The following is a 23108-nucleotide window of genomic DNA, read 5'->3' as shown; positions in this document are numbered from 1 at the left end:
AGACAAAATCCTTATCAGTTGGCTTCGGCTGCGTCCTCCAGCCGAAGCTGCACATTTTGCCGTCCGCCCCAAGTGTTCACCTCGAGCCGACCGGCAAAGTGAAACCGTGCACCGCCATGATTTGACAGCCGTTCCCCAAGCGGTCCGTCGAAGGCGCCAAAGGCGATGGCATCCAGCCCGCCGCCCATTCCATCCGACAGGGATAGTTTCAGATGCGTCTCGCCTACACGCTTGGCAAAGCGCACCTGCAGATCAGGCAGAGCATAGCGTGGGGCAGGAGCGCTGGCCCCGAAAGGCCCTGCCTTTTCAATCTGTTCAATCAAATCCACCGTTGCTGCGCCGGGCATCAGGGCACCATCTAGCCTGACATCAGCTAGTCCACCTTGCCCTGCACCCTGCTTTTCAAGCAACTCCGAGAGGCGCGTCATTGCAGGCTCCAACTGATCCCGCATCACCGTCAGGCCTGCCGCCATCTTGTGCCCGCCGCCTTTGATCAATAGCCCTTCGGCTACCAGACGCTGGATGGAAGCCCCTAGATCAACGCCCGAGACTGACCGGCCTGAACCCTTGCCCTCGTCACCGTCAAATCCGATCACAATCGCTGGCCGGTTTGCCGCCTCTTTCAGCCGAGAGGCGACGATACCGACCACGCCGGGATGCCAGCCTTCGCCAGCCGCCCAGACCAAAGGCGCATCCAGACCACGATCCTCGGCCTGTTCCAAGGCGGCGGTACGCACGGCGTTTTCGATGTCGCGCCGCTCGGTGTTCAGTGCGTCCAACCGTTCGGCCAGTGCTTCGGCCTCGGACGTCGAGTCGGTGCTGAGCAGCCGGGCGCCCAGATCGGCCTGACCGATGCGCCCTCCGGCATTGACCCTAGGGCCCAGCAGAAACCCAAGATGATAGCTGTTTGGGGCGGCATCCATTCGGGCGACATCGGACAAGGCCACCAAGCCGGGCCGCTGCCGCCCGGCCATAACCTTCAGCCCCTGACGCACCAGCGCGCGGTTGGCCTCGATCAACGGGGCAACGTCGGCCACGGTGGCCAGCGCGACCAGATCGAGCAGAGAGATCAAATCCGGCCCCTTGAGGCCCGTCTCGCGCATTTGGCGCCCGGCCTCGACCAGCATCAAAAAGACTACCCCAGCCGCACAGAGATAGCCCAGATCACCGCTTTCATCCTGCCGGTTCGGGTTCACGACGGCGACGCAATCCGGCAGCGTTTCCGCGCCCAGATGGTGATCCAGCACGATCACATCCGCACCCTTGGCTGCTGCGATGGGTTCGTGGCTGAGGGTGCCGCAGTCGACGCAGATGATCAGGTCATGTGCTGCCGCCAGTTCCTGCATGGCAGGCACATTCGGTCCGTATCCTTCGTCGATCCGGTCCGGCACATATAGCGTCGCTTGCAATCCCATCTGACGCAGCCAGACCAAAAGCAAAGCCGCCGAACTGCCACCGTCTACGTCATAATCTGCGAAAACCGCGATCCGCTGTCGTTCGCGCACCGCGGTCAGAAAGCGCGCCGCCGCGATCTCCATGTCTTTCAGGCTACGTGGGTCGGGCAACAGTTCCTTGAGCTTTGGTTCCAGAAACCCTGCTGCTTCCATCGGAGGCACGCCGCGTCGTGCCAGAACCTGGCAGACTGCGCGCGGCAAGTCGGCCTGCTGCACCAGCATTTCAGTCGCGCGCTCAACCTCGGGCGAGGGGCCGACCCATCGGCGACCTGTCAATGACTGCTCAACCCCTAGAAAGCTCATCCTGCCCCTCATATGCCAAGGCCGGATCCGCTTGGATCCGGCCTCTTAGGCTCTTTACAGTTACTCTTGTCGAATGTCGCGGCGCAAGCCGCTTAGGCGTCGGCGTGTGACCACATTGGTGTGCGGTATGACATGCGGCGCACTGATCCGGTTTTGGATCGCATCAGCAAGGTTGTTGTCTCAAGCCAGCCTGGCTCGCGCTTGATACGCGGCAGAAGCGATCCGCCGGTCACGCCAGTCGCGGCAAAGATCACATCCGCTGTCACCATCTCATCGCGGGTGTAGATGCGGTCTAGGTCAGAGATGCCTGCCTTGGCGGCGCGACCGCGTTCGTCGTCATTGCGGAACAACAAACGACCAAAGATCTGACCGCCCATACATTTCAGTGCAGCCGCGGCCAAGACACCTTCGGGTGCACCGCCTTGACCCATATACATGTCGATGCCTGTGGTTTCGCTTTCGGCGCAATGCATCACGCCGGCCACATCGCCATCAGTGATCAGGCGGATCGAAGCGCCGGTTTCACGGACTTCGGCAATCATCGCCTCATGGCGCGGACGTTCAAGAATACAGACTGTGATGTCAGCTGGCTCACAGCTTTTGGCTTTGGCCAGGGCTTCCACACGCTCACGCGGGGACATATCCAGCGAGACGACGCCTTCGTCATAGCCCGGACCAACGGCCAGCTTGTCCATATAGACGTCGGGTGCGTGCAGCATCGAGCCGCGCGGGCCCATGGCGATGACCGTCAGCGCGTTGGGCATGTCTTTGGCGGTCAGTGTGGTGCCTTCCAGCGGGTCCAGTGCGATATCAACGCCGGGGCCGTTTCCGGTGCCAACTTCTTCACCGATATACAGCATCGGAGCTTCATCACGCTCACCTTCACCGATGACGACAACGCCTGCGATGTCCAGCAGATTCAGCTGTTCACGCATCGCATTGACGGCGGCCTGATCTGCGGCTTTCTCATCGCCGCGCCCCACCAGCGAGGCCGAGGCAAGCGCTGCCTGTTCTGCGACACGCGCAAGCCCCAGTGACAGCAGGCGGTCGTTAAAATCGGTTTTGGCAGCGTTCATGCGATGTATTCCTTTGGTCGGCAATGACGTTACGTCTGGCATAGCCTGCAAGAGGCGCAGGCTGCAAGGGGTCAGACTTGTTCGATCCGCAGCGCGACGGGCTCGCCCGCAACAACATCTGTTGCCCGGAACCCATCCAGGGCCACGTCCAGTGTCGCCCGCGTTGTCTTGTGCGTTACAATCAGAACTGGTGCGGTGCTTTCACTGTGCCCATACTGGCGCATCCGATCGATCGAGACACCCGCGTCGCCCAGAATGGCGGCAATCTTGGCCAGCGCACCGGGTTTGTCCAGCAGGGCCAGGCGTAGGTAATAGGGCGCAGGCAGGCCGGTGACGGCGGGGGTTGCGGCTTCAAGCGAGCTTGCCGGTCGGCCAAAGGTCGAAATCTGAAGGCCGCGTGCCAGATCGCAGACATCGCCCATCACCGCGCTGGCAGTTGGGCCTTCACCGGCGCCGGGGCCGCGCAGGACAACCTGATCCACTGCGTCGCCTTCGATCACCACCATATTGGTGCCACCTTCCAGCTGCCCTAGCGGCGAGTCGCTGGGCACTAGGCAAGGCTGCATCCGCTGTTCAAGGCCGCGCGCGGTGCGTTGCGCCACACCCAGCAGTTTGATGCGGAAGCCCATGTCATGTGCCTGATCTATGTCATCCAGGCTGATCTGTTGAATACCTTCAATCTCGATCCCGTCGAAATTCGGTTTGGTGCCAAACGCAATTGACGACAGTAGCGCCAGTTTATGCGCCGCATCGATGCCACCTACATCCAGGTTCGGGTCGGCCTCAAGATATCCCAGTTCGGCACATTCATCGAACAGTGCGTTATAGCCCTGACGCTGAGACTGCATCCGGGTTAGGATATAGTTGCAGGTGCCGTTCATGACGCCCATAACGCGTGTAATCTCATTGCCCGCCAGACCCTCGGTCAGGGATTTGATAACGGGAATACCACCTGCAACAGCCGCTTCAAAACGGATCACACGGCCTGCAGTTTCGGCCTGTTCGGCAAGCGCCTGACCATGGATGGCCAGAAGGGCTTTGTTTGCGGTGACGACGTCTTTGCCACTGGCCAAAGCTGCCTCGACTGACGCTTTTGCGGGGCCGTTTTCGCCGCCCATCAGCTCGACATAGACATCGATATCATCGCGCTGGGCCAAGGCGACCGGATCGGTCTCCCATGCATAGTCGGACAGGTTCACACCACGGTCTTTGTTCGGGTCGCGTGCGGCCACTGCCACGATTTCGATCCGACGTCCCGTACGTGCCTCCAGCAGATCGGCATGACGACGGATGATCTTGACGACACCCACGCCAACTGTTCCCAAGCCCGCAATTCCAAGCCGCAGCGCCTGTGTCATTCCGTGGGTTCCTTTCCGCTCGATCTATTCTGAAACCGGACTGTCATCCGGTCAGCGCTGCCTTAGCGGGTTCGGGCCGAGGGTGCAATCCGTCACGGCGGCGCCACGGCCCCGGGTGTCAGTTGACTGGTGCGCTTTGAAGCGCTTCGGCCTTTTTCCTGAGCGCTTCGGCGCGCGCGTTTAGGTCTTCCTCGACCTCCGTGGCTTCGCTGGCCGGATCAACCGTCGTACCAAGCGAGTCCTGCAGCGGGATCAGGGGCGGATAAGCGGCCTTTTGCACCGAACGCGACTCAGAACCGTCCAGCTCAGGAATATCCGCGCAGCCCGTCAAGGTGAGCGTCAGGATCAGCAGGGGCAGGGCTTTGGTCGGCATGGGCTCTCGCGCGGTCACAGTGTGATCCTGTGATGCACGTTTTAACGCATTGGTTCAAGCGGGCTTCTATCTGAACATTTGTTCAGATACGGTGTTTACCATGGCACGTACCCAGGGTTCTCATTCCGACATCACAGGCCCGCGTATTCGCAGCGCGGCGCTCAGGCTTTTTGCCCGCCACGGCTATGCGGCGGTGTCGATGCGCCAGATCGCCAAAGAGGTCGGCGTGCAGGCCGGGGCGCTGTACAACTATACGCCGGATAAGCAGAGCCTGCTGTTCCGCCTGATGCGCGAGCATATGCACGACCTGTTGCAGGCCTATGCCGCGTTGAATACGTCCTCTGATCCGCAAGAGGCATTGCGCGGCTTTGTCGGCTTCCATATCCGTTTCCATCTGGAACGCCCGGATGAGGTTTTCATCGCCTATATGGAGTTGCGCAACCTGACCCCTGAGAATTTTACAGAGATCGAGGATTTGCGCCGAAGCTATGAGAACGCGGTGGAAAAGATCCTGCGTGATGGGCAGCGGTCCGGGCTTTTTGCCATTGCGGACACCAAGATCGCCACACTCGCTGTTATCGCCATGCTGAACGGTGTGATGACGTGGTATCGCGCTGGAGGGCGCTTGTCGCTTGATGAGGTCGAGCAGGTCTATTGGGACATGGTGCGACGTGCGGTGACGGCCTGACAGGGATCAGGCCGCCCAAGTGATCAATGCGTCGGACGAATGAAGGTTCCGTTTCGCAGCTCCTTGAACGCCTGTTCCAGCTCGGCGCGCGTATTCATCACAATCGGCCCATGCCAAGCGACAGGCTCATCAATAGGCGCGCCTGAGATCAGCAGAAAACGTACACCTTCAGGCCCGGCCTGAACTGTGACTTCGTCACCTGTGCCAAAGCGCACCAGCGTACGATCCCCGGACATGTCGCGGATGTTCACCTCTTCCCCGGCGACCTCTTTCTCTAGCAACACGCCAGTTGGCTGTGAGGCATCGGCAAAGGCAGCTTGTCCTTGAAAGACATAGGCAAAAGCGCGGCGATAAGTGTCTATGCGAAAGGTCTTTTTGACGCCGGCCGGTATCTGAATGTCCAGATACTGAGGGTCCGCCGCGATGCCATCCACCGGGCCGGTTTTGCCCCAGAACTCTCCGACAATCACGCGCACGATTGTACCGTCATCATCGATGACCTCGGGGATATCCTTGCTTTGCACGTCCTGATAGCGCGGCGCGGTCATTTTCTGGGCCGAGGGCAGGTTCCCCCAAAGCTGGAAACCGTGCATCTGGCCTGTGCTGTTTCCGTGTGGCATCTCCTGATGCAGAATACCGGACCCGGCAGTCATCCACTGCACATCTCCTGCGCCTAGCGTGCCGCTATTGCCCAGCGAATCTGAATGCTCGACCGATCCGGCCAGCACATAGGTGATCGTCTCGATCCCGCGATGGGGATGCCAGGGAAAACCGGCCTGATAGTCCTGTGGGCGTTCGTTGCGGAAGTCATCAAACAACAGAAACGGGTCCAGTTCGGACGGATCCTGAAAGCCAAACGCGCGGTGTAGTTTGACGCCAGCGCCCTCCATTGTTGGCATGGCTTTGCGGGTTTCCAATGTGGGTCTCAGGGACATGGGTGCCTCCTATTCCTTTGCCCAGCATGTAACCTCTGCTCGGTAGTGGTCAATTCGCATGGATTCACCGGCTTTGTGCAATTTTGTTTAGAGGTTTCAGCCCCTGTTGTTCAGCGCAGAAAGCGGATAAACGAAGGCCCAGGCTGACAGGAGACAAGAATGCAGGACGAAGTACTGGCCACAATTGAGGCCTCAGCGCCAAGACGTTGGATCGGGGTTCTTATGCTTGGTACGGTTGGCGTTTTGGTTCTGTACGTTGCGCTGTCCACGCCGCCTGAGCTGGTCTGGCAGGTGTTTTTGATTGTTGTCGGTGGGGCGGCGCTCTGGCTGGCCTATAGTGTCTGGCAGGCGACCCAAGATCGGATCGAGCTGACGCGCACGGAACTGCGCACAGGGGCAGGGTGTCTGATTGCGCTTGTCGAAGAGATTGAGGCTGTCGACCGGGGAGTGTTTGCCTTCAAACCGTCGAACGGGTTTCTAGTGCGTACGCGGGCAAAAAAATCGAACAGCTGGGCGCCGGGACTTTGGTGGCGCCTCGGACGCCGCGTTGGCGTAGGCGGCATGACTGCCGCCTCTGAGGCCAAGTTTATGTCAGAGATACTCTCGGCCCTATTGCTTGAGAGGGACGAGACTTAGCAGTCGTCTGGGTCGGCCACTGTGATATTGGTCAGCCCACGCGGCTGAGTGAACATGAATTTGTTAATCGCAAAGGAATGGTCTCCGTAGCCGATCTTGAACGGACGAGTGTACCAGTCTTTTGTTTCAACAAGGATCATCACCGCTCTGTCGGCCATGACAGGTATTCTGTCTTTGTATTCGTTCAGCAGTGTCGCATTGTCGAGTTTCTCAAAGCTCTCGCCGCGCGGGCAAGTCCAAAGCACAAAATGGCGATCTTGGTCCTGATCATACCGTACGAATGAGATACGCATCGATACTGCCGAGCGGTCAGAGATCATGAACTTTTGAAGTTCGTACAGGTTTGTAATGTACTGCTTCGTGATCTGCTGATCTTCACGAGAGATAATATCCGCAACAGCAAATGCAGCTTTGAGGTTGCTGGCGCTTTGCCGATAGCTGTCAAAATAGGTGTAAGATGTCCACATCGACCAGAACAGAAGCGGGAAAACCATGACCGCTTCAATACTGACGACGCCGTCTTCCTTACGCCAAAAGCGACCAAGCCAACTGGCGGCGGTACGGGGCAGGGATAAGTTAAAACGGTTCATGGACAAACACCGTTGCTACATGCAGTTCATACTGGTCATCAATCGGATCAAACCGGGTCAAACGGCCCAAAGTCGTTCCAAAGAACAAAGGATCGATTTCAGCACAGGCCCGGATGATCATCAGCTGGTTTGAGGTCCCGGGATCAAAAAATGGCTCATCATCATCACCACCACGAATTTCTTCGGGCGTATCGACGCAATAGGGCTGCTGAAAGCTGCCGTTTAGAACCGTGCTGGCGGCGAATGGATTGATCGAGGTCATCTCGATTGCCAAATTGTCAAAGCACTTCGGGATCGCGCCGGCCTTATCACAAACGACCTGCTTCAACAGAGTATGAGTCCACTGCGCGCCGGGCGTTTGATCATAGACTTCGATCCGATTCATGCGGACATCTTGGATGGTTTCATCCAAAGCACGCTCAAGGTTTGCGTGGTTGTAGGCCACGATGCCGATTTCGACGCCTGAATAGGTGGTGATCATGAAGATCGGGAACCAGAACACGAACTCGATCGTGGCCATACCATCTTCGTTACGGCGAAACCGGCGCAGTTTTTGGGTCAGGCGTCTGATCATTGCGTCAACCTCAGATTCCGGATGCTCGACGTAATCGAAGCAAAGACATCAGGCAAATCGTCTGGGCTGGCCTCGTAGTAGGTCGCGTCGGTTGTTTTGCAGTGTTGCATGATAGCGCGGCCAGCGGATGGCGCTTCCAGCGAGATCGTAAAGATCACGACACCCATCTGCTGTTTTGCATAGTCGCACATCGACCTTACGCGCGGGTCCTTGATGCTACGACCGGCTGACTCAACGGCATCATAGTAGAAGTCATACGCCCAGCTTGAACCGTAGCGGTCATAGAACTGCTGATAAAGCTCGTAGCGCGTGGTCCGCTCCCAAAGATCCGCCCATGTCAGGTGTTCAGAGGGTTCTACGTCCAGCTCCAGATAGGTTTTGACGCGTTTGGTATCCCGATCAACGTTGTAGCAGGTACCAGAAGAGAACGACAGGCAACGATATTGAATGTACCCGCGCACATAGTCACCTGTCGGGTCGCCAACCAATGCCTCGTCGACGCTGGCGACGTTTTCGTAGGTGACGGTGGCGTTGTTGACAATCGTGTTGCCATACCCGCTAGGTTGGAATTGGTCTCTGACCCAGTAGTTCCCGCCATCCGACGAGTCCCACTCGATCATGTCCACATCTGGCCAGATGTAGTCGGTACCAAACTCGATTGTGATTTCATCATTGGAATCAAGCTCGGCGTAAGACACATAGTCGTTGATGCGCTCATTCCACCAAACCCCAGACTTACCGTCGCGATACGGGTCATTGGTCCAATACTGAGTCGTATTCGCGCCATCAGTCATCAGGATCATGACTTTCAGTGTGTCGCCGCTGTGCGGGTTGTCCGGGCGCGTGGCGAACTCGGCTGGTACGTCACCCGCGGCTGCCATCTGGGCGATCACAGGCTGCATACTGTCATCAAGCAACGCCATGCCCCACTTAACGCCCAGGTCAATCGACGTGTTGCCCGCCGCTTGGAACGACGCGATTTTGTCTTTCAGAAGATCGGCGTCCTTCTGAAACACCATTGCTTCGCGGTTCTCGTCTGACTCACAGATTTCGCTGTAGACGAGGTTGTCGTTTACCGGACGCTGGTCGTAGTCGCCCCAAGCGGTGAAGTGAAGCGTGCGATCATAAACAAGGTTCAGATCAAATTCGCCGTCCTGAAACTGGCTGCTGGTAAAGTTGATGCAGTTGGCATGCGGGTTCACACCAGACGTGTTGATATAGTCCATCATCGAGTCGGGCAGGGCAACCTGGGTCGCGTAAGGGACGATCGAGATCGACATTTTGCCGTCTTCGGATTTGTCGACCATTTCTTGCACGAATTCCTGCGCGGCAAGCTTTAGTGTGGTCAATCGGCTGTTGCTGTTCATCGAGCCCGAAACGTCGAGAACCATCGAGATTTCGACATTGCCCAGAGCTTCTTCTGCAGCGCTGAATACTGAGGTCGTGATGAAGTCCACATCCCACCACTGCATGAAGTGCATCGCCACATCCATTTCCGCGCGCGCCTGCACACGGCGGAAGCCTTCGATGGTCACGGCACTCGAACCACACAGATTGGCAGGTTCGATAACAATTTCGTCCTCGATCAGATATTGGGCCAGGTTTTCTTTCTCGAGATAATCTTTGATAACGACGGTCGGGCAAAGATCTTGCCGAAGATCGGTGGCCGCAAGCACCGCACGGTCTAGCGAATACTGCAGTCGTGCGCGTTCATGATCAAAACGCTGGATATCCACCGCGAAACCACCGACCGCAAAAACGACCATAATCAAGCCTAAGGTAAAGATGGTCATCGTGCCATCCTCGGACCGGACGAAACTGTGCTCCGGCAAACGACATGCGTCCGCTCGCTTTGATTTTCCCAGAATCGACTTCGCTTTAAATATCTTCATACCGCGTTCCTCTACCGGTCAGGCACACTGATTCCAGTCGTTCCCAACTTTAATTTTTTAGACGTGGAACGTGGCGAGATTTGGGCACCTTCGTCACTATGATGCTATTATTGAATGAAAATCGGCCTCAGTTTTGGGGTGTCGTGAGGCTTTGTTTCGCCCGTGTGGACAATTTGGACAAAAGTCTTAACGGGCCGACTCAGGGGCGGGCTCGGTAATCCTGCGTTCATAAAGTGGTGAAAAAAAGTGCACTTGAAGATTGCAGCCCGCTGCAAGTGGTGCGACAAAACGTCATGACGTTTGTCAGTTCCCGGTATGGAGGATTTTATGACCGGTATCAAAGAACCCAGCTTTCGTGAGAGTGTTGATCTGATGTTCAACAGGGCGGCGTCCCTGATGGATTTGCCCCCGGGGCTGGAAGAGAAGATACGGGTCTGTAACGCAACCTACACAGTTCGCTTTGGTGTGCGCCTACGGGGTGACATCCATACCTTCACCGGCTATCGCTCGGTTCATTCCGAGCATATGGAGCCGGTGAAAGGCGGTATTCGCTACGCTTTGGCGGTGAACCAGGACGAGGTCGAAGCGCTGGCGGCGCTGATGACGTATAAATGCGCGCTGGTCGAAACGCCGTTTGGTGGTTCGAAAGGTGGGCTTTGCATCGATCCGAGAAAATACGAAGAGCATGAGTTGGAACAGATCACCCGTCGTTTCGCCTATGAACTGGCCAAGCGCGACTTGATCAACCCATCCCAGAACGTACCCGCGCCCGACATGGGCACGGGCGAGCGTGAGATGGCTTGGATGGCCGACCAATATGCGCGGATGAATACGACCGACATCAACGCGCGGGCCTGTGTGACAGGTAAGCCCTTGAACGCTGGTGGGATCGCCGGGCGTGTCGAAGCCACTGGGCGCGGTATCCAATATGCGCTGCGCGAATTCTTCCGTCATCCCGAAGACGTAGCCAAGGCGGGCCTGTCCGGTAAGCTGGACGGCAAGCGTGTTGTGGTACAGGGGTTGGGCAACGTGGGTTATCACGCCGCGAAATTCCTGAGCGAGGAAGACGGCTCGACCATCGTAGGCATCATCGAGTGGGACGGCGCGCTCTACAATCCCGACGGCATTGATGTCGAGGCGGTGCGCCAGTGGATCATCAAGCACGGCGGTGTGAAAGACTATCCCGATGCGACGCACTCGGCCGAGGGTGGCGCCGTACTGGAAGCGGAATGTGACATCCTCGTCCCGGCTGCCTTGGAGGGCGTGATCAATCTTGAGAATGCTGAGCGTATCAAGGCCCCGCTGATCATTGAGGCCGCGAACGGACCAGTGACCGCCGGTGCGGATGAGATCCTGCGCAAGAAAGGAACGGTTATCATCCCCGATATGTATGCCAACGCCGGTGGTGTGACGGTGTCGTATTTTGAGTGGGTCAAGAACCTCAGCCATATCCGCTTTGGTCGAATGCAGCGGCGTCAGGAAGAAGCGCGGCATGAGCTGATCGTCAGCGAGCTGGAGCGGCTGGACCGTTATCTTGGTGATGCCTGGACGATGTCTCCGGACTTCAAAACAAAATATCTCAAAGGGGCGGATGAACTGGAGCTGGTCCGGTCTGGCCTGGATGACACCATGCGGATTGCCTACCAGTCGATGCGCGAAGTCTGGCATAGCCGCGATGATGTCGAGGATCTGCGGACTGCGGCCTATATCGTTGCGATTGACCGCGTTGCGAACAGTTATAGGGCCAAAGGTCTTTGAATGTATTTGGATGGGGCGGGCTTCTCGCCCCATCCTGTCGGACCGGCCCGAAATGGGCAATGGCAGGTCCGGAGTAGGGCGGGTAAGCTACCGCCAGTTCAACGATTCCCCGGAGACTTCAATGTTGCGTATCGCCATCGCTGCCGCCGTTCTTGCCACACCTCTGGCTGCGGCAGAAACCAAAGAACAAAGCTGCCAGTATCAGGCAGATGTGGTGGCCGCGATCCAGCAGGCGCGCCTTGATCGGGTGAAAGAGCGAGACGTACCACAAGCGGTTGCCGATAGCAGCCCCACCTGGCCCGAAAACTATAACGCAGCGGTCCCATTGATCACGCCGTGGGTGTATGAACAGAAGATGCGGGATGTTCGCAAAAAGGACCTTGGCGCGGCTTGGCTGGAGCTGTGCCTGCAGCAATAATCCACAGCCGGATCAATTCGCTGTGGATAAGCGCGCCATCCCCTTGGCGCGCGTTTTCATTTCTGGCAGGTTTGATAGATGTCTTTGCCCCCCGGATTTCTGGATGAATTACGCACCCGGCTCAGCCTGTCTCAGGTCGTTGGGCGCAAGGTCATGTGGGATCAGCGCAAGTCCAATCAGGGCAAAGGGGATATGTGGGCGCCATGCCCGTTCCATCATGAAAAAACGGCCTCATTCCATGTGGATGATCAGAAGGGGTACTACTACTGCTTTGGTTGTCATGCCAAAGGTGACGCCATCACCTTTGTAAGGGAGACTGAAAACGTTTCCTTTATCGAAGCGGTTGAAATACTGGCGCAAGAGGCCGGGATGCCCATGCCCGAGCGCGATCCAAAAGCGCAGGAAAAGCAGGATCGCCGCGCAGAACTGGCCGAGGTGATGGAACAGGCGGTGAAGTTCTTCCGTTTGCAACTAAAGACCGGGGCAGGTGGCGCGGCACGCGATTACTTGTCCGGTCGCGGGCTGGATGCGCAAGCGCTGGATCGTTGGGAGATTGGGTTTGCCCCTGACGGCTGGCAAGCGTTGTGGGATCACCTGCGTGTTAAGAACGTGGCCGAAGACTTGATCCTGGACTCCGGGCTGGCCAAACCATCAAACAAGGGCAAAAAGCCCTATGATACGTTCCGCAACCGCATCATGTATCCGATCCGCGACCCGCGAGGGCGGTGTATCGCTTTTGGCGCTCGGGCGATGGACCCGAATGACAACGCGAAGTATCTGAACTCACCCGAGACTGCGTTGTTCGACAAAGGCCGCAGCCTCTACAACCACGGCCCCGCGCGGCAAGCGGCGGGCAAGGGGCAGTCTTTGATTGTGGCCGAAGGCTACATGGATGTGATCGCGCTGGCTGAGGCCGGGTTCGGCGCGTCTGTGGCTCCGCTGGGAACCGCGATAACCGAACATCAATTGCAGCTTCTCTGGCGCATTTCCGACGAACCGATCATCGCGTTGGATGGGGATACGGCGGGCCTGCGTGCCGCGATGCGGGCAATTGATTTGGCCCTTCCTTTGTTGGAGGCCGGGAAATCCCTGCGTTTTGCGCTGATGCCCGAGGGCATGGACCCGGATGATCTGCTGCGCGCCGAAGGGGCAGGGGCGGTTCAAAAGGTGTTGGATGGCGCCATTCCGATGGTCAAGCTGCTGTGGCAACGTGAGACCGAAGGGAAGGTCTTTGACAGTCCAGAACGCAAAGCGGCATTGGATAAGGTGCTGCGCGACAAGATCAAGCTGATCCGCGACACATCGATCCGCTCTCACTACGGGCAGGAAATCAAGGACCTGCGTTGGCAACTGTTCCGCCCGCAGCGTCAGACGCAAAGCCGGACCTGGCAACCGCGCGGCAAGTGGCAGCCGCCGAAACAGCCTGCGTCAGCGGGTGCAAGATCGTCATTCCTTGCGTCCTCAGACAATGCCGATATCCACCTGCGCGAAGCGGCCATACTGGCCATCTCCGTTCTGAATCCACAGGTCGTGGTTCAGTTTGAAACGCAGCTGGAAGACATGGATTGCCATGACCCGGATCATGCGGCGCTGCGCCAGGCCATTCTGCGCCATGCAATCAACGACCCGGACAACCTGAAAGACCACATCGTTGAAACTTTGGGACCCGAGCCCCTTGAAAACCTTCTGGGCCTTCGCCATGTCGCTGTGATCCCCTGTGTGTTCAAACCAGGCGACGTTGAAAAGGCTCAGATGACGCTGGCCGAAGAACTCGCAAAGATCAAAGCGCTCCGGGGGCTGGATGCTGAGATTGCCGAAGCGACCGAGGAGATGTCCGACTTGGCTGACGAGTCATTGACGTATCGGGTGGGTCAGGCCGCCGAAGAGCGTAACCGCGCAAGCCGCAGCCAGAACGAGGACAAAGCCCTTTTCGACATCGCCGACAACGGCGCGCGAATCAACCGCGACGAGAAGGACGCGTTCGAGGCAATCATGTCCGGGATCAAATTCGAGCGGAAACGTCGATAAAGTGATGTTTTCATAAAGCACTGGAAAAGAAAAACGGGTAAACGGGTGGCCGAATCACTTTCACGCGCTAATGATTCGGTTTCAACGAATCACCCATCCCTGCAGGAGCATTGAATGGCCGCCAAGGATACGAACGAAGACCGCAAATCCGACGAGCAGGAACAGGAAATCTCGCTGGACATGAGCCAGGCCCAGGTCAAGAAGATGATCGCCGAGGCCCGCGAGAAAGGTTACATCACCTACGACCAGCTCAATCAGGTTCTGCCGCCTGATCAGGTCAGCTCGGAACAGATCGAAGACGTTATGTCGATGCTGTCCGAGATGGGCATCAATATCATCGAAGATGAAGAAGCCGAAGAAGAAGAGAACAAAGGCTCGACCGAATTAACCACCACGGAAAGCAACCGTGAGGTCGCGCTGGCCGGTGCCGCCACCGAAAAACTGGACCGAACCGACGACCCCGTACGCATGTACCTGCGCGAAATGGGCAGTGTCGAGTTGCTGAGCCGCGAGGGCGAGATTGCGATCGCCAAACGGATCGAGGCAGGTCGAAACACGATGATCGCAGGGCTTTGCGAAAGCCCGCTGACCTTCCAGGCGATCACAATCTGGCATGACGAGCTTCTGTCCGAAGACATTTTGCTGCGCGATGTTATCGATCTGGAAACCACCTTTGGCAACCAGATGGACGAGGACGGCGATGTTGAGGAACCCGTCGTTGATACCTCTGCGGTACAGGCTTCCAAGCCAAAAGAAGATACTGGCCCGGAGCTGGATGCGGATGGCAACCCCATCGCCAGTGATGATGACGATGACGAAGACGATCAGGCCAACATGTCGCTGGCCGCGATGGAAGCCGCGCTGAAGGATCAGGTTCTGACCACATTAGAGCGGATTTCGACCGATTTCGCTCAGCTAAGTGAGATGCAGGATAGCCGGATTTCGGCCACTCTGAACGAAGATGGCACGTTCAGTGCCAAGGACGAAGAGACCTATCAAAAGCTGCGCGCCGAGATTGTTGAGCTGGTGAACGGTCTTCACCTGCACAACAACCGGATCGAAGCGCTGATTGACCAGCTTTATGGCATCAACCGCCGCGTCATGTCGCTAGACAGCTCGATGGTGAAACTGGCCGACCAGGCCCGGATCAACCGTCGTGAGTTCATCGACGCCTATCGTGGGCGTGAACTGGATCCGAATTGGCTGACCGATATGGCCGAAAAGCCGGGTCGGGGTTGGCAGATGTTCATCGAACGCTCGACTGACAAGGTTGAAGAACTGCGCAACGATATGGCTCAGGTCGGTCAGTATGTTGGTCTTGATATCTCAGAATTCCGCCGCATCGTGCAGCAGGTTCAGAAAGGCGAGAAAGAGGCGCGGCAGGCCAAGAAGGAAATGGTCGAAGCCAACCTGCGTTTGGTCATCTCGATTGCCAAAAAGTACACGAACCGTGGCCTGCAATTCCTTGACCTTATTCAAGAAGGCAACATCGGCCTGATGAAGGCGGTGGACAAGTTTGAATACCGCCGAGGCTACAAGTTCTCGACCTATGCGACCTGGTGGATCCGTCAGGCGATCACTCGCTCGATCGCAGACCAGGCCCGGACCATCCGTATTCCGGTGCACATGATCGAGACGATCAACAAGCTGGTTCGGACCGGTCGCCAGATGCTGCACGAGATCGGTCGCGAACCGACGCCCGAAGAATTGGCCGAAAAGCTGCAGATGCCGCTGGAGAAGGTCCGCAAGGTGATGAAAATCGCCAAGGAGCCGATCTCGCTCGAAACGCCGATTGGCGACGAGGAAGACAGCCAGTTGGGCGATTTCATCGAGGACAAGAATGCCGTGCTGCCGCTGGACAGCGCCATTCAGGAAAACCTCAAGGAAACGACCACTCGGGTTCTGGCCTCGCTCACTCCGCGTGAAGAGCGCGTTCTGCGGATGCGCTTTGGCATCGGGATGAACACGGACCACACACTGGAAGAGGTGGGCCAGCAGTTCAGCGTAACGCGCGAACGTATCCGTCAGATTGAGGCGAAGGCGCTGCGGAAACTGAAACATCCCAGCCGGTCCCGAAAACTGCGATCATTCCTGGATCAATAAGGTCAAAGGCGCCGGGCACACGGCGCCTTTTTTCTTTATCCGTCAGATGCGTCCGAGCGGAAACGTCCGGTTTTCTTTCATGTCGCATTGCCCACCACCAGGATGCATGACACCGTTACCTTGCGCGGTTCGACTGAGAGAAACCATCCTATGCAAGGCTCTGAAATTTCAAATGAATGGGATGCTGGAAACCTGATCATCTTCGATGGGGAATGCGTTTTGTGTTCCAGTTTCTTTCGGTTCATGCTGCGGCATGACCGGGCGCATGTGTTTCAGTTTGCGACGGCGCAATCACCTTTGGGGCAAAGGCTGTACCGACAGCTTGATCTGCCGACACAGGATTTCGAGACCAATCTGGTGATCGTGAACCAGAAGGTACATCAGCGCCTGGATGCGTTTGCTGCGGCAATGGCGCAGTTGCCTGGCCCTTGGAGCGCCCTGTCGCTCTGCCGTTACTTGCCGCGCTTCGTCAAAGACCCGCTCTATCACGCCATCGCGCGCAATCGCTATGCGATCTTTGGACGGACGGACAGTTGCATGGTTCCGGATGCAGAGGTTCGGTCACGTTTTGCGGCGCAGGGGTTCTGACGCGAATGGACCCGTTTCTTCAGGCGTTGCCGCCGCAATCAGACCTGCCGCAAGCAGTGCAGACCTTGCACAGCTACCCGGGCGTTCATGAGGGGCGCTGCGATGTCCAGCGGGGACAGGGGCGTTTAGTGAGCATTTTGCTGAACGTTGCCGGGTTTCCTCGAACCGGGCGTGACGTGCCGGTTCGAGTGGCGGTGGTACGTGATGGCCAACATTGGCTTTGGATTCGCGATTTTGCGGGCCATGTCACGCGCTCTCGCTTGTGCTATGACCCCAAGATGGGTTGCGTGCGAGAGAGGCTCGGGCTTGTGTCCATCTGGCTGAAACCCGTGATTGTAGAGGACAAGTTACAGATCGACATCCAACGTTTGACTCTGTTGGGGCTGCCTATACCGACCATTCTTTTGCCGCGCTCGTCGACGTTCGAGATGCAGGATGATCGGGGAAGGTACGTCTTTGATGTGTCCGCTGAGGCCCCATTTCTTGGGCTGCTAATCCGATATCACGGCTGGCTGACGCCTGTTCACGACGCAGATGAAATCGACTAAATTGATCGTGAACCCAGCAGCTATTGGTCCACCGGGGCCTATCTTAAGCCCATAGGCAACAACGAAAAGATAAAACGATGAAACAGACGATCTTATTTGCACTGTCGGTGGCTGCAACCCTTGGCTTGGCGGCTGAGACAAGTGCGGCGCCGAACGGGTATCGGACCGAGCCGATCAACAGCACCGATTTCGAAGTCATACCGCGCGCTCAACAATTCACAGATGGCTATTGGTGCGCGGCGGCAGATTTTGCGCGTCGAAAGCTGGGCTTGGGCTGGCAAGACCGCATTTATGTTCTGCGTGGCTATGGCCCCAGCGTCACCACCGGACGCAGAACAGCGGTACAGTTTACAATCAAAGAGCCATCAGAGACCCCAGTACAACCCAGCTTTGTCTTATCAAGCTTTGCCGTAGGCTCCAGCATGTCCGTCCAAGGGGCAAATGCGAAATGCGATATCCGCCCGTTCTTTAGATAATAAGGTCTAAGCCAGTTTCGATGCAGACTGAATTCACGATGCAAACTCAAGGGGCAGGCCTCTATGAATTCACCGACAACGTGCATCGCTGGCTTGGCCCATCTTTGAGGGATGGCGTTCTGACGCTGTTCGTGCGCCATACTTCATGTTCACTGCTGATACAGGAAAACGCCGACCCGGAGGTTCAGACCGATCTGAAGGCTTTCTTTGAAAGGCTGGTGCCGCCATCGGATCATCCGGCGATGTCGTATCTGCGCCATACCTATGAAGGGCCGGATGATATGCCCGCGCATATCAAATCCACGCTTATGCCCGTCTCACTGTCGATCCCTGTCTCGGCGGGTCGCATGTCTCTTGGGACATGGCAGGGGATTTATCTCTTCGAACACCGCTCTGCACCACATCGTCGCTCGATCGCAGCGCATCTTGGGTAACCCTTTATCTAGGGGTTGAAAATTCCGACTACCCAAATCCTAGCGGCTGGCCTATAGTTGTGGATAAGTAAGCCGAAGTGCTTACAAAAGAGGCCGAACAAGGGACGAGGAGACGGCGGATGCGCTGCCCGTTTTGCGGAAATATCGACACTCAGGTGAAAGATTCACGCCCGGCAGAGGATCACGTCGCGATCCGTCGACGCCGGTTTTGCCCGGCCTGCGGGGGCCGGTTTACCACCTACGAACGCGTGCAACTGCGCGATCTGGTTGTGATCAAGACCAACGGAAAACGCGAAGATTTCGACCGCGACAAGCTGGAGCGTTCGATCCGTATCTCGATGCAGAAACGGCCCGTTGATCCCGAACGGATCGATCAGATGATCTCGGGCATCGTGCGCCGGCTGGAAAGCATGGGCGACACCGATATTCCGTCCAACAAAATCGGCGAGATCGTCATGGAAGCTCTGGCGCGGATCGACACCGTTGCCTATGTTCGCTTTGCAAGCGTGTACAAGAATTTCCAGGCGGCCGATGATTTCGAGGAGTTTGTCCACGAGTTGCGCCCGCCGCAACCTCCGACGGACGAGTGAGCGAAACAGATAAGCGATTTATGGCGCTGGCCCTGTCATTGGGGCAGCGTGGTCAAGGGTCGTGTTGGCCCAACCCGGCTGTCGGGTGCGTTATCGTGCGCGAAGGGCGCATTGTCGGGCGGGGCTGGACCCAACCGGGCGGGCGCCCCCACGCCGAACCTGTTGCGTTGGCGCAGGCTGGATCGGCGGCCAAGGGAGCTACGGCCTATGTAACGCTGGAACCTTGTTCCCATCATGGCAAAACCCCCCCCTGCGCGACCGCTTTGATCGAGGCCGGGGTGTCGCGCGTCGTGGCCGCGCTTGAGGACAGCGACCCGCGTGTGTCAGGGCAGGGTTTCGCGATGCTGCGTGAGGCCGGGATCGAGGTCGATACAGGTGTTTTGGCCGATCAGGCCGCGCAGGAGCTGGCCGGTTTTTTTCTGAAAACGGAACAGAGCCGTCCCTTTGTCACCCTGAAACTGGCCAGCAGTTTCGATGGGCGGATTGCAACGCAAACCGGCCATAGCCAGTGGATCACAGGCCCAACCGCCCGCCGCGCTGTGCACGCAATGCGCGCGCGCCATGATGCGGTGATGGTTGGCGCAGGAACGGCGCGTGCGGATGACCCCTCGCTGACAGTGCGGGATTTGGGCGTCTTACATCAGCCCGCACGGATTGTCGTATCGCGCCATCTGGATTTACCTCTGATGGGCCAATTGGCACGCACGGCTAAGGATATTCCCGTCTGGATATGCCATGGTCCGAGCCCCGATCCGGATCGCGCTCGCACGTGGGAAGGGCTGGGCGCCCGTCTGATCCCTTGCGCGCTGCGGGATCACCATATCGATGCAACCGATCTGTTGCTGCAGTTGGGTCAGGCCGGTCTAACGCGGGTGTTCTGCGAAGGCGGTGCGGCCCTTGCCGCATCACTGCTTGAGGCGGACATGGTGGATGAACTGGTCGGTTTCACCGCTGGTCTGACCATTGGCGCCGAAGGGCTTGCTGCGGTCGGCCGATTGGGTCTTGAGACACTTGAGGCCGCACCACGGTTTGAACTGATCGAAACACGCACGATTGGTCCGGATATCCTGCACCGCTGGCGACGATCCACACAGTGACTTAGCGCCATAAGCGCGCATGCGTGGCAAAAACACCCTGCAGTTTTGACAGAAGGCGGTTCAGCGGTCCTGTTGCTGCTGGTACGCCATCCGCCAGACGCTCAACCGCGACTTCGACGGGGCAGGGTTGCCCTGTCAGCGGGTCCATATAGCGCGGATAGTCTATCAGCGTTGCGTGAACCAAGCCCATCAGCGATGGCCGTGCGCCCCTACGCGCCGGGACCGTACCAAGATCATGAGTCAGACCCCATCCGGCATAAAACGGTGCACCCAATGTCGTGACCTTGACGCCACGAAGCAGGGCTTCGAACCCCAGCAGCGAGGTCATGGTCCAGACCGCTTGCACATGCGGCAGTAGCGAGGCCGGATCGCAATCGTCCAGAATCAGATCGGCCAGACCTTCAGCCTCAATCTTGCCCTCTCGCAGCCCCGCCTGGACGTCTGGGTGGGGTTTGTAGACTAAGACGGCGTCCGGATTCGCATCCCTCGCGGCGCGCAGCAGTTCAAGATTGGTGCGAATGTTGCTGGTGCCCAACAGGATTGAGGCGTCATCCTCCACCTGCCCAGGCACCAGAATGCGACGCCCTTCGGGCAAGGTCGGAGCTGGTTGTCCGATGTTGTATTTGCTGAGACCACCCGAGAGCAACTGCGCCACCAAATGCTCTGCTCGCAGTTCCTGATCTGGACGCAATGTCTCGCGTTCGGAAATCAGTTCTTCCAAACGGCTCGGGCGCGTGGGGTCATAGTAAATTCCCAGATCATCGGTCACCAGCGACAGGGGAGGGATCAGCTCTGCACCCAACCCGCGTGAACGCAGAAATCCGTCTTCGACACGAATGACCCCTTCGGCATCTCGCGATTGACTGGCCCAGACCATATGCGGCTGATCGGGGGCCGTCGGCATAGTGGTTTTGAATTGAACCTTGCGATGTCTGCCAAACATTTGCTGCAGATGTTTGCGCTTCCACAGCCGCATACCCGAAGCTGTCCAGCCAAGCCGATCCTGACGCCAGGCGCGGGTCGTGGCCTCCAGCGTGTCGAGAACGGTTTCCAGCTCACACAACCCATCCCGATAGGGATCGTACCATGAGGGATACAGCAGCATGGCTGCTGCAAATAGTTGCGCGCGCGTTAGGTTCCGGGATCGGCGCGGGATCGGCACTTCATCTTGGGTCAAACCCCAACCGGCATAAAAGGGTTGCCCGAAAACTCGGGGTTTGTGACCGGCCAGGATTGCCTCGAACCCGAGTTGCGAGGACAGCGTGTAAACCCCAACCGCCCCATCCAACAGAAGCCACGGGCTGTGCGCATGGTGCAAGAACGAGACACGATCAGAGAGGTCCTGATCGCTGAAGTATCCCGGACGATGGCCCGCTTGGGTCTCAGGATGGGTCTTGATCAGGATGCGCGCGCCCGGGTTTTCTTCCTGCGCGATCACTAGCATTTCGCGGAACCGGGCATAGTCGCCTCCGCTCGCCGTAACGGCGGCATCACCCTGCGTTTGATCAACGACCAGAACATATCCGGGATCAGGCGGTGCGATGTCAGTGTGAAAAGCCGAGTATTTGCTGAGATGCAGGTCCTTTATCCGCGCAATGGCACCGCGTGCGCGGTTTAGCAGCGCCGTATCGTCCAGCGGATGGGTCGCCAGGAGCGTTTCAAGGTCTGATGGGGCGGACGGGTCGAAATGCAGCCCGGTTTGATCCAGTAGTAACCCCAAAGGTGCCTCGCCCGCGCGCCCGGGATGAAGAGAGCGTAGAAACGCGTCTTCGACCCTCAGGATCGGGGTGCGGTATTTTTCGGCTATGCTCATGCCGCGATGGGCGGTTGGGCTGTTGCCCCAGATCCCAATGGTATCGTCCTGTTGGGGCAGGCCCAGGCGAATGTCATAGCCGGCAAGCGACAGGATGCGCCGTATGCGACGGTTGGTCAGAAACCCCCCATTATACACAAACAGCCGGGTGCGATTTGCCCCGGCTGCGGTGTCCGTTTCTGGATACACGGGTTAGTTCCCGGTCAGTGTAGCAACGTTTGCGACCGGGGTCAGACCACCCGCGATAAGCGAGATTGACTTGCTCCACTGCGCATAGGGGGCTTCGGTCACATAGATCGTGTCATCATCGCGGATGACAAAGTCGCGGGCAATGAACAGACCGTTGGGCGCGGTCAGATTCAGCAAGTAGATCATGCGCTGATCCCCTTGCAATCCCGCACGACCTGTTACGCTGCGGGCGATGTCCTGACCTTCTTTCCGAAGGATGAAAATCCCTGTCGGGTCCGAGGAGAGACCTTGCAAACCACCCACCTGCGCCAGCGCTTCCAGTGCCGATAGATCCTGAGTGTCAAACGCAATCCGTGACTGCCCACCCGTCGCACCCAGCGCGATGTAAGAGCGGCTGTCAGCCTCAACCAGGATGCGGTCACCACCGCGCAGGGCGACATCGAGATTGGGGTTTTTGAACAGGTCTTCGTACCAAACAGTACCTTTCTGGTCTCCTCGGATCAGAGTCACCAGTGCGATGTCCGATCCAACGGCTACTCCCCCCGCCTGGGACAACATACCCAGCAAGGTGCGAGTCGGACGTTCGATCGGGTAAATACCGGGCGCGCCGATTGTGCCAGTCAGCGAAACCGTCGAACCGTCACCGGCAACGCGGCGCACTTCGACTTGTGGATCAGGGGTCTGTTCTTTTAGCTCGTTTGTGATCAGCACACGCAATTGTTCGGGCGTATTGCCCGCCGCGCGTAAGCGCCCGGCATAAGGGACGAAAATGAACCCGTCACTGTCGACCTGAACCTCTTCCAAGGCGGTGGCGGCACCGGTTTCGCCCGACAGCAAGCCATCATCCACGTTTTCCCAAACCGTCAGGCCCAGAACGTCACCGGGGCGCACGGTATCTGCCGCAACACTCGATGCGCTGCGGAAGGATGAGGAAAACCCAAATTGCGGGATGCTGGACGTGGCTTTGGTGACGCGGTCATCCACTTCGACCACGAAGGCGTTACCACCATTTTCGACCGATCCGGCCAAAATCTCTGATTTATTCGGTCCGGATTTGGGAAGCTGGCACGCGGCAAGAAGGCCGCAAAGAGCCAAAAGGGTAACTCCCCGTCGTGCTCGGGTAGAAAAGCGCTGCACTGCCTCTGATCCTCAAACTTCTTTTTTGTTGGGGGCAAAGTACCCCGATT

At 57.8% G+C, this 23108-nt stretch carries 22 protein-coding genes; 12 read left to right on the top strand and 10 right to left on the bottom strand.

Annotated elements, in window-relative coordinates; genetic code table 11:
• Positions 1 to 14: 14 nt before the first annotated feature.
• The 4 genes from recJ to ACR0JE_RS02420 form a co-directional block, all read right to left on the bottom strand.
• Entirely contained in the window at positions 15 to 1757 is a 1743-nt protein-coding gene (gene recJ, locus ACR0JE_RS02435) for a single-stranded-DNA-specific exonuclease RecJ (RefSeq protein ID WP_480862733.1), read from the bottom strand.
• Between the two features lie 92 nt (positions 1758 to 1849).
• Positions 1850 to 2833: a class II fructose-bisphosphatase gene (glpX, locus tag ACR0JE_RS02430; protein ID WP_480540949.1), complete on the bottom strand. Its 984-nt coding sequence runs from the start codon at positions 2831 to 2833 to the stop codon at positions 1850 to 1852.
• Positions 2834 to 2904: 71 nt separating this feature from the next.
• Complete coding sequence (locus ACR0JE_RS02425; RefSeq protein ID WP_480862731.1) at positions 2905 to 4191, bottom strand: homoserine dehydrogenase; 1287 nt, start codon at positions 4189 to 4191, stop codon at positions 2905 to 2907.
• A gap of 118 nt (positions 4192 to 4309) precedes the next feature.
• Positions 4310 to 4582, bottom strand: coding sequence for a hypothetical protein (locus ACR0JE_RS02420; RefSeq protein WP_480862729.1), 273 nt, complete (start codon positions 4580 to 4582; stop codon positions 4310 to 4312).
• An 82-nt stretch (positions 4583 to 4664) separates the two neighbouring features.
• Between ACR0JE_RS02420 and ACR0JE_RS02415 the strand changes: the two genes are divergently transcribed.
• A complete protein-coding gene (locus ACR0JE_RS02415) occupies positions 4665 to 5252 on the top strand; it encodes a TetR/AcrR family transcriptional regulator (RefSeq protein WP_480540955.1) in 588 nt (195 codons plus the stop codon).
• A gap of 23 nt (positions 5253 to 5275) precedes the next feature.
• On the opposite strand, the gene ACR0JE_RS02410 is transcribed toward ACR0JE_RS02415, so the two are convergent.
• Positions 5276 to 6187 carry a pirin family protein gene (locus tag ACR0JE_RS02410; protein WP_480862727.1) on the bottom strand — a complete coding sequence of 304 codons (912 nt, stop codon included), beginning with the start codon at positions 6185 to 6187 and terminating at the stop codon, positions 5276 to 5278.
• A 159-nt stretch (positions 6188 to 6346) separates the two neighbouring features.
• On the opposite strand from ACR0JE_RS02410, the gene ACR0JE_RS02405 reads away from it, so the two are divergent.
• Positions 6347 to 6823 (top strand): hypothetical protein, encoded by a 477-nt coding sequence (locus ACR0JE_RS02405; RefSeq protein ID WP_480862725.1) that lies wholly within the window; start codon positions 6347 to 6349, stop codon positions 6821 to 6823.
• On the opposite strand, the gene ACR0JE_RS02400 is transcribed toward ACR0JE_RS02405, so the two are convergent.
• The 3 genes from ACR0JE_RS02400 to ACR0JE_RS02390 are packed head-to-tail and all read right to left on the bottom strand — an operon-like array spanning position 6820 to position 9780.
• Positions 6820 to 7413 (bottom strand): hypothetical protein, encoded by a 594-nt coding sequence (locus ACR0JE_RS02400; protein ID WP_170532461.1) that lies wholly within the window; start codon positions 7411 to 7413, stop codon positions 6820 to 6822. The genes ACR0JE_RS02405 and ACR0JE_RS02400 overlap by 4 nt on opposite strands.
• Complete coding sequence (locus ACR0JE_RS02395) at positions 7400 to 7987, bottom strand: TadE/TadG family type IV pilus assembly protein (protein ID WP_480540960.1); 588 nt, start codon at positions 7985 to 7987, stop codon at positions 7400 to 7402. Before ACR0JE_RS02395 ends, ACR0JE_RS02400 begins: the two co-directional genes overlap by 14 nt.
• Complete coding sequence (locus ACR0JE_RS02390) at positions 7984 to 9780, bottom strand: Tad domain-containing protein (protein WP_480547829.1); 1797 nt, start codon at positions 9778 to 9780, stop codon at positions 7984 to 7986. The genes ACR0JE_RS02395 and ACR0JE_RS02390 overlap by 4 nt, the downstream gene beginning before the upstream one ends.
• Positions 9781 to 10206: 426 nt before the next feature.
• On the opposite strand from ACR0JE_RS02390, the gene ACR0JE_RS02385 reads away from it, so the two are divergent.
• The 10 genes from ACR0JE_RS02385 (at position 10207) to ribD (ending at position 19919) form a co-directional block, all read left to right on the top strand.
• Entirely contained in the window at positions 10207 to 11637 is a 1431-nt protein-coding gene (locus ACR0JE_RS02385) for a Glu/Leu/Phe/Val family dehydrogenase (RefSeq protein WP_480862723.1), read from the top strand.
• 121 nt (positions 11638 to 11758) lie between these two features.
• Entirely contained in the window at positions 11759 to 12055 is a 297-nt protein-coding gene (locus tag ACR0JE_RS02380; RefSeq protein ID WP_170532469.1) for a hypothetical protein, read from the top strand.
• Between the two features lie 78 nt (positions 12056 to 12133).
• Complete coding sequence (gene dnaG / locus ACR0JE_RS02375; RefSeq protein ID WP_480862721.1) at positions 12134 to 14083, top strand: DNA primase; 1950 nt, start codon at positions 12134 to 12136, stop codon at positions 14081 to 14083.
• Between the two features lie 114 nt (positions 14084 to 14197).
• Complete coding sequence (rpoD, locus tag ACR0JE_RS02370; protein ID WP_480862719.1) at positions 14198 to 16186, top strand: RNA polymerase sigma factor RpoD; 1989 nt, start codon at positions 14198 to 14200, stop codon at positions 16184 to 16186.
• Between the two features lie 150 nt (positions 16187 to 16336).
• A complete protein-coding gene (locus tag ACR0JE_RS02365; protein WP_480862717.1) occupies positions 16337 to 16774 on the top strand; it encodes a thiol-disulfide oxidoreductase DCC family protein in 438 nt (145 codons plus the stop codon).
• 5 nt (positions 16775 to 16779) lie between these two features.
• Positions 16780 to 17322, top strand: coding sequence for a DUF4166 domain-containing protein (locus tag ACR0JE_RS02360; protein ID WP_480540968.1), 543 nt, complete (start codon positions 16780 to 16782; stop codon positions 17320 to 17322).
• A gap of 77 nt (positions 17323 to 17399) precedes the next feature.
• The gene (locus tag ACR0JE_RS02355) at positions 17400 to 17798 is read left to right on the top strand and encodes a hypothetical protein (RefSeq protein WP_480547834.1); all 399 of its coding nucleotides are present in this window, start codon (positions 17400 to 17402) and stop codon (positions 17796 to 17798) included.
• A 20-nt stretch (positions 17799 to 17818) separates the two neighbouring features.
• Positions 17819 to 18232, top strand: coding sequence for a secondary thiamine-phosphate synthase enzyme YjbQ (locus tag ACR0JE_RS02350; RefSeq protein ID WP_480540971.1), 414 nt, complete (start codon positions 17819 to 17821; stop codon positions 18230 to 18232).
• 119 nt (positions 18233 to 18351) lie between these two features.
• A complete protein-coding gene (nrdR, locus tag ACR0JE_RS02345; RefSeq protein WP_050602693.1) occupies positions 18352 to 18822 on the top strand; it encodes a transcriptional regulator NrdR in 471 nt (156 codons plus the stop codon).
• Positions 18819 to 19919, top strand: coding sequence for a bifunctional diaminohydroxyphosphoribosylaminopyrimidine deaminase/5-amino-6-(5-phosphoribosylamino)uracil reductase RibD (gene ribD / locus ACR0JE_RS02340; protein WP_480540973.1), 1101 nt, complete (start codon positions 18819 to 18821; stop codon positions 19917 to 19919). The genes nrdR and ribD overlap by 4 nt, the downstream gene beginning before the upstream one ends.
• A 1-nt stretch (position 19920) precedes the next feature.
• On the opposite strand, the gene ACR0JE_RS02335 is transcribed toward ribD, so the two are convergent.
• Positions 19921 to 21921: a capsular polysaccharide biosynthesis protein gene (locus ACR0JE_RS02335; protein WP_480862715.1), complete on the bottom strand. Its 2001-nt coding sequence runs from the start codon at positions 21919 to 21921 to the stop codon at positions 19921 to 19923.
• A gap of 3 nt (positions 21922 to 21924) precedes the next feature.
• On the bottom strand, positions 21925 to 23058 hold the full coding sequence (locus ACR0JE_RS02330; protein ID WP_480862713.1) for a polysaccharide biosynthesis/export family protein: 1134 nt from the start codon (positions 23056 to 23058) through the stop codon (positions 21925 to 21927).
• Positions 23059 to 23108 lie beyond the last annotated feature (50 nt).

This window comes from Ruegeria sp. H3 (assembly GCF_056533095.1).
The sequence above is the reverse complement of the archived record's forward strand: the minus strand, read 5'-3'. Positions and strand labels throughout refer to the sequence as shown.

Excerpts from the sequence above, each read along its gene's own strand:
- ACR0JE_RS02415 (WP_480540955.1), top strand. The coding sequence starts at position 4,665 with ATGGCACGTACCCAGGGTTCTCATTCCGACATCACAGGCCCGCGTATT.
- ACR0JE_RS02365 (WP_480862717.1), top strand. The coding sequence starts at position 16,337 with ATGCAAGGCTCTGAAATTTCAAATGAATGGGATGCTGGAAACCTGATC.
- ACR0JE_RS02410 (WP_480862727.1), bottom strand. The coding sequence starts at position 6,187 with ATGTCCCTGAGACCCACATTGGAAACCCGCAAAGCCATGCCAACAATG.
- ACR0JE_RS02380 (WP_170532469.1), top strand. The coding sequence starts at position 11,759 with ATGTTGCGTATCGCCATCGCTGCCGCCGTTCTTGCCACACCTCTGGCT.
- ACR0JE_RS02395 (WP_480540960.1), bottom strand. The coding sequence starts at position 7,987 with ATGATCAGACGCCTGACCCAAAAACTGCGCCGGTTTCGCCGTAACGAA.
- rpoD (WP_480862719.1), top strand. The coding sequence starts at position 14,198 with ATGGCCGCCAAGGATACGAACGAAGACCGCAAATCCGACGAGCAGGAA.
- glpX (WP_480540949.1), bottom strand. The coding sequence starts at position 2,833 with ATGAACGCTGCCAAAACCGATTTTAACGACCGCCTGCTGTCACTGGGG.
- dnaG (WP_480862721.1), top strand. The coding sequence starts at position 12,134 with ATGTCTTTGCCCCCCGGATTTCTGGATGAATTACGCACCCGGCTCAGC.
- nrdR (WP_050602693.1), top strand. The coding sequence starts at position 18,352 with ATGCGCTGCCCGTTTTGCGGAAATATCGACACTCAGGTGAAAGATTCA.
- ACR0JE_RS02405 (WP_480862725.1), top strand. The coding sequence starts at position 6,347 with ATGCAGGACGAAGTACTGGCCACAATTGAGGCCTCAGCGCCAAGACGT.
- ACR0JE_RS02425 (WP_480862731.1), bottom strand. The coding sequence starts at position 4,191 with ATGACACAGGCGCTGCGGCTTGGAATTGCGGGCTTGGGAACAGTTGGC.
- ACR0JE_RS02360 (WP_480540968.1), top strand. The coding sequence starts at position 16,780 with ATGGACCCGTTTCTTCAGGCGTTGCCGCCGCAATCAGACCTGCCGCAA.
- ACR0JE_RS02355 (WP_480547834.1), top strand. The coding sequence starts at position 17,400 with ATGAAACAGACGATCTTATTTGCACTGTCGGTGGCTGCAACCCTTGGC.
- recJ (WP_480862733.1), bottom strand. The coding sequence starts at position 1,757 with ATGAGCTTTCTAGGGGTTGAGCAGTCATTGACAGGTCGCCGATGGGTC.
- ACR0JE_RS02350 (WP_480540971.1), top strand. The coding sequence starts at position 17,819 with ATGCAGACTGAATTCACGATGCAAACTCAAGGGGCAGGCCTCTATGAA.
- ACR0JE_RS02385 (WP_480862723.1), top strand. The coding sequence starts at position 10,207 with ATGACCGGTATCAAAGAACCCAGCTTTCGTGAGAGTGTTGATCTGATG.
- ACR0JE_RS02390 (WP_480547829.1), bottom strand. The coding sequence starts at position 9,780 with ATGACCATCTTTACCTTAGGCTTGATTATGGTCGTTTTTGCGGTCGGT.
- ACR0JE_RS02400 (WP_170532461.1), bottom strand. The coding sequence starts at position 7,413 with ATGAACCGTTTTAACTTATCCCTGCCCCGTACCGCCGCCAGTTGGCTT.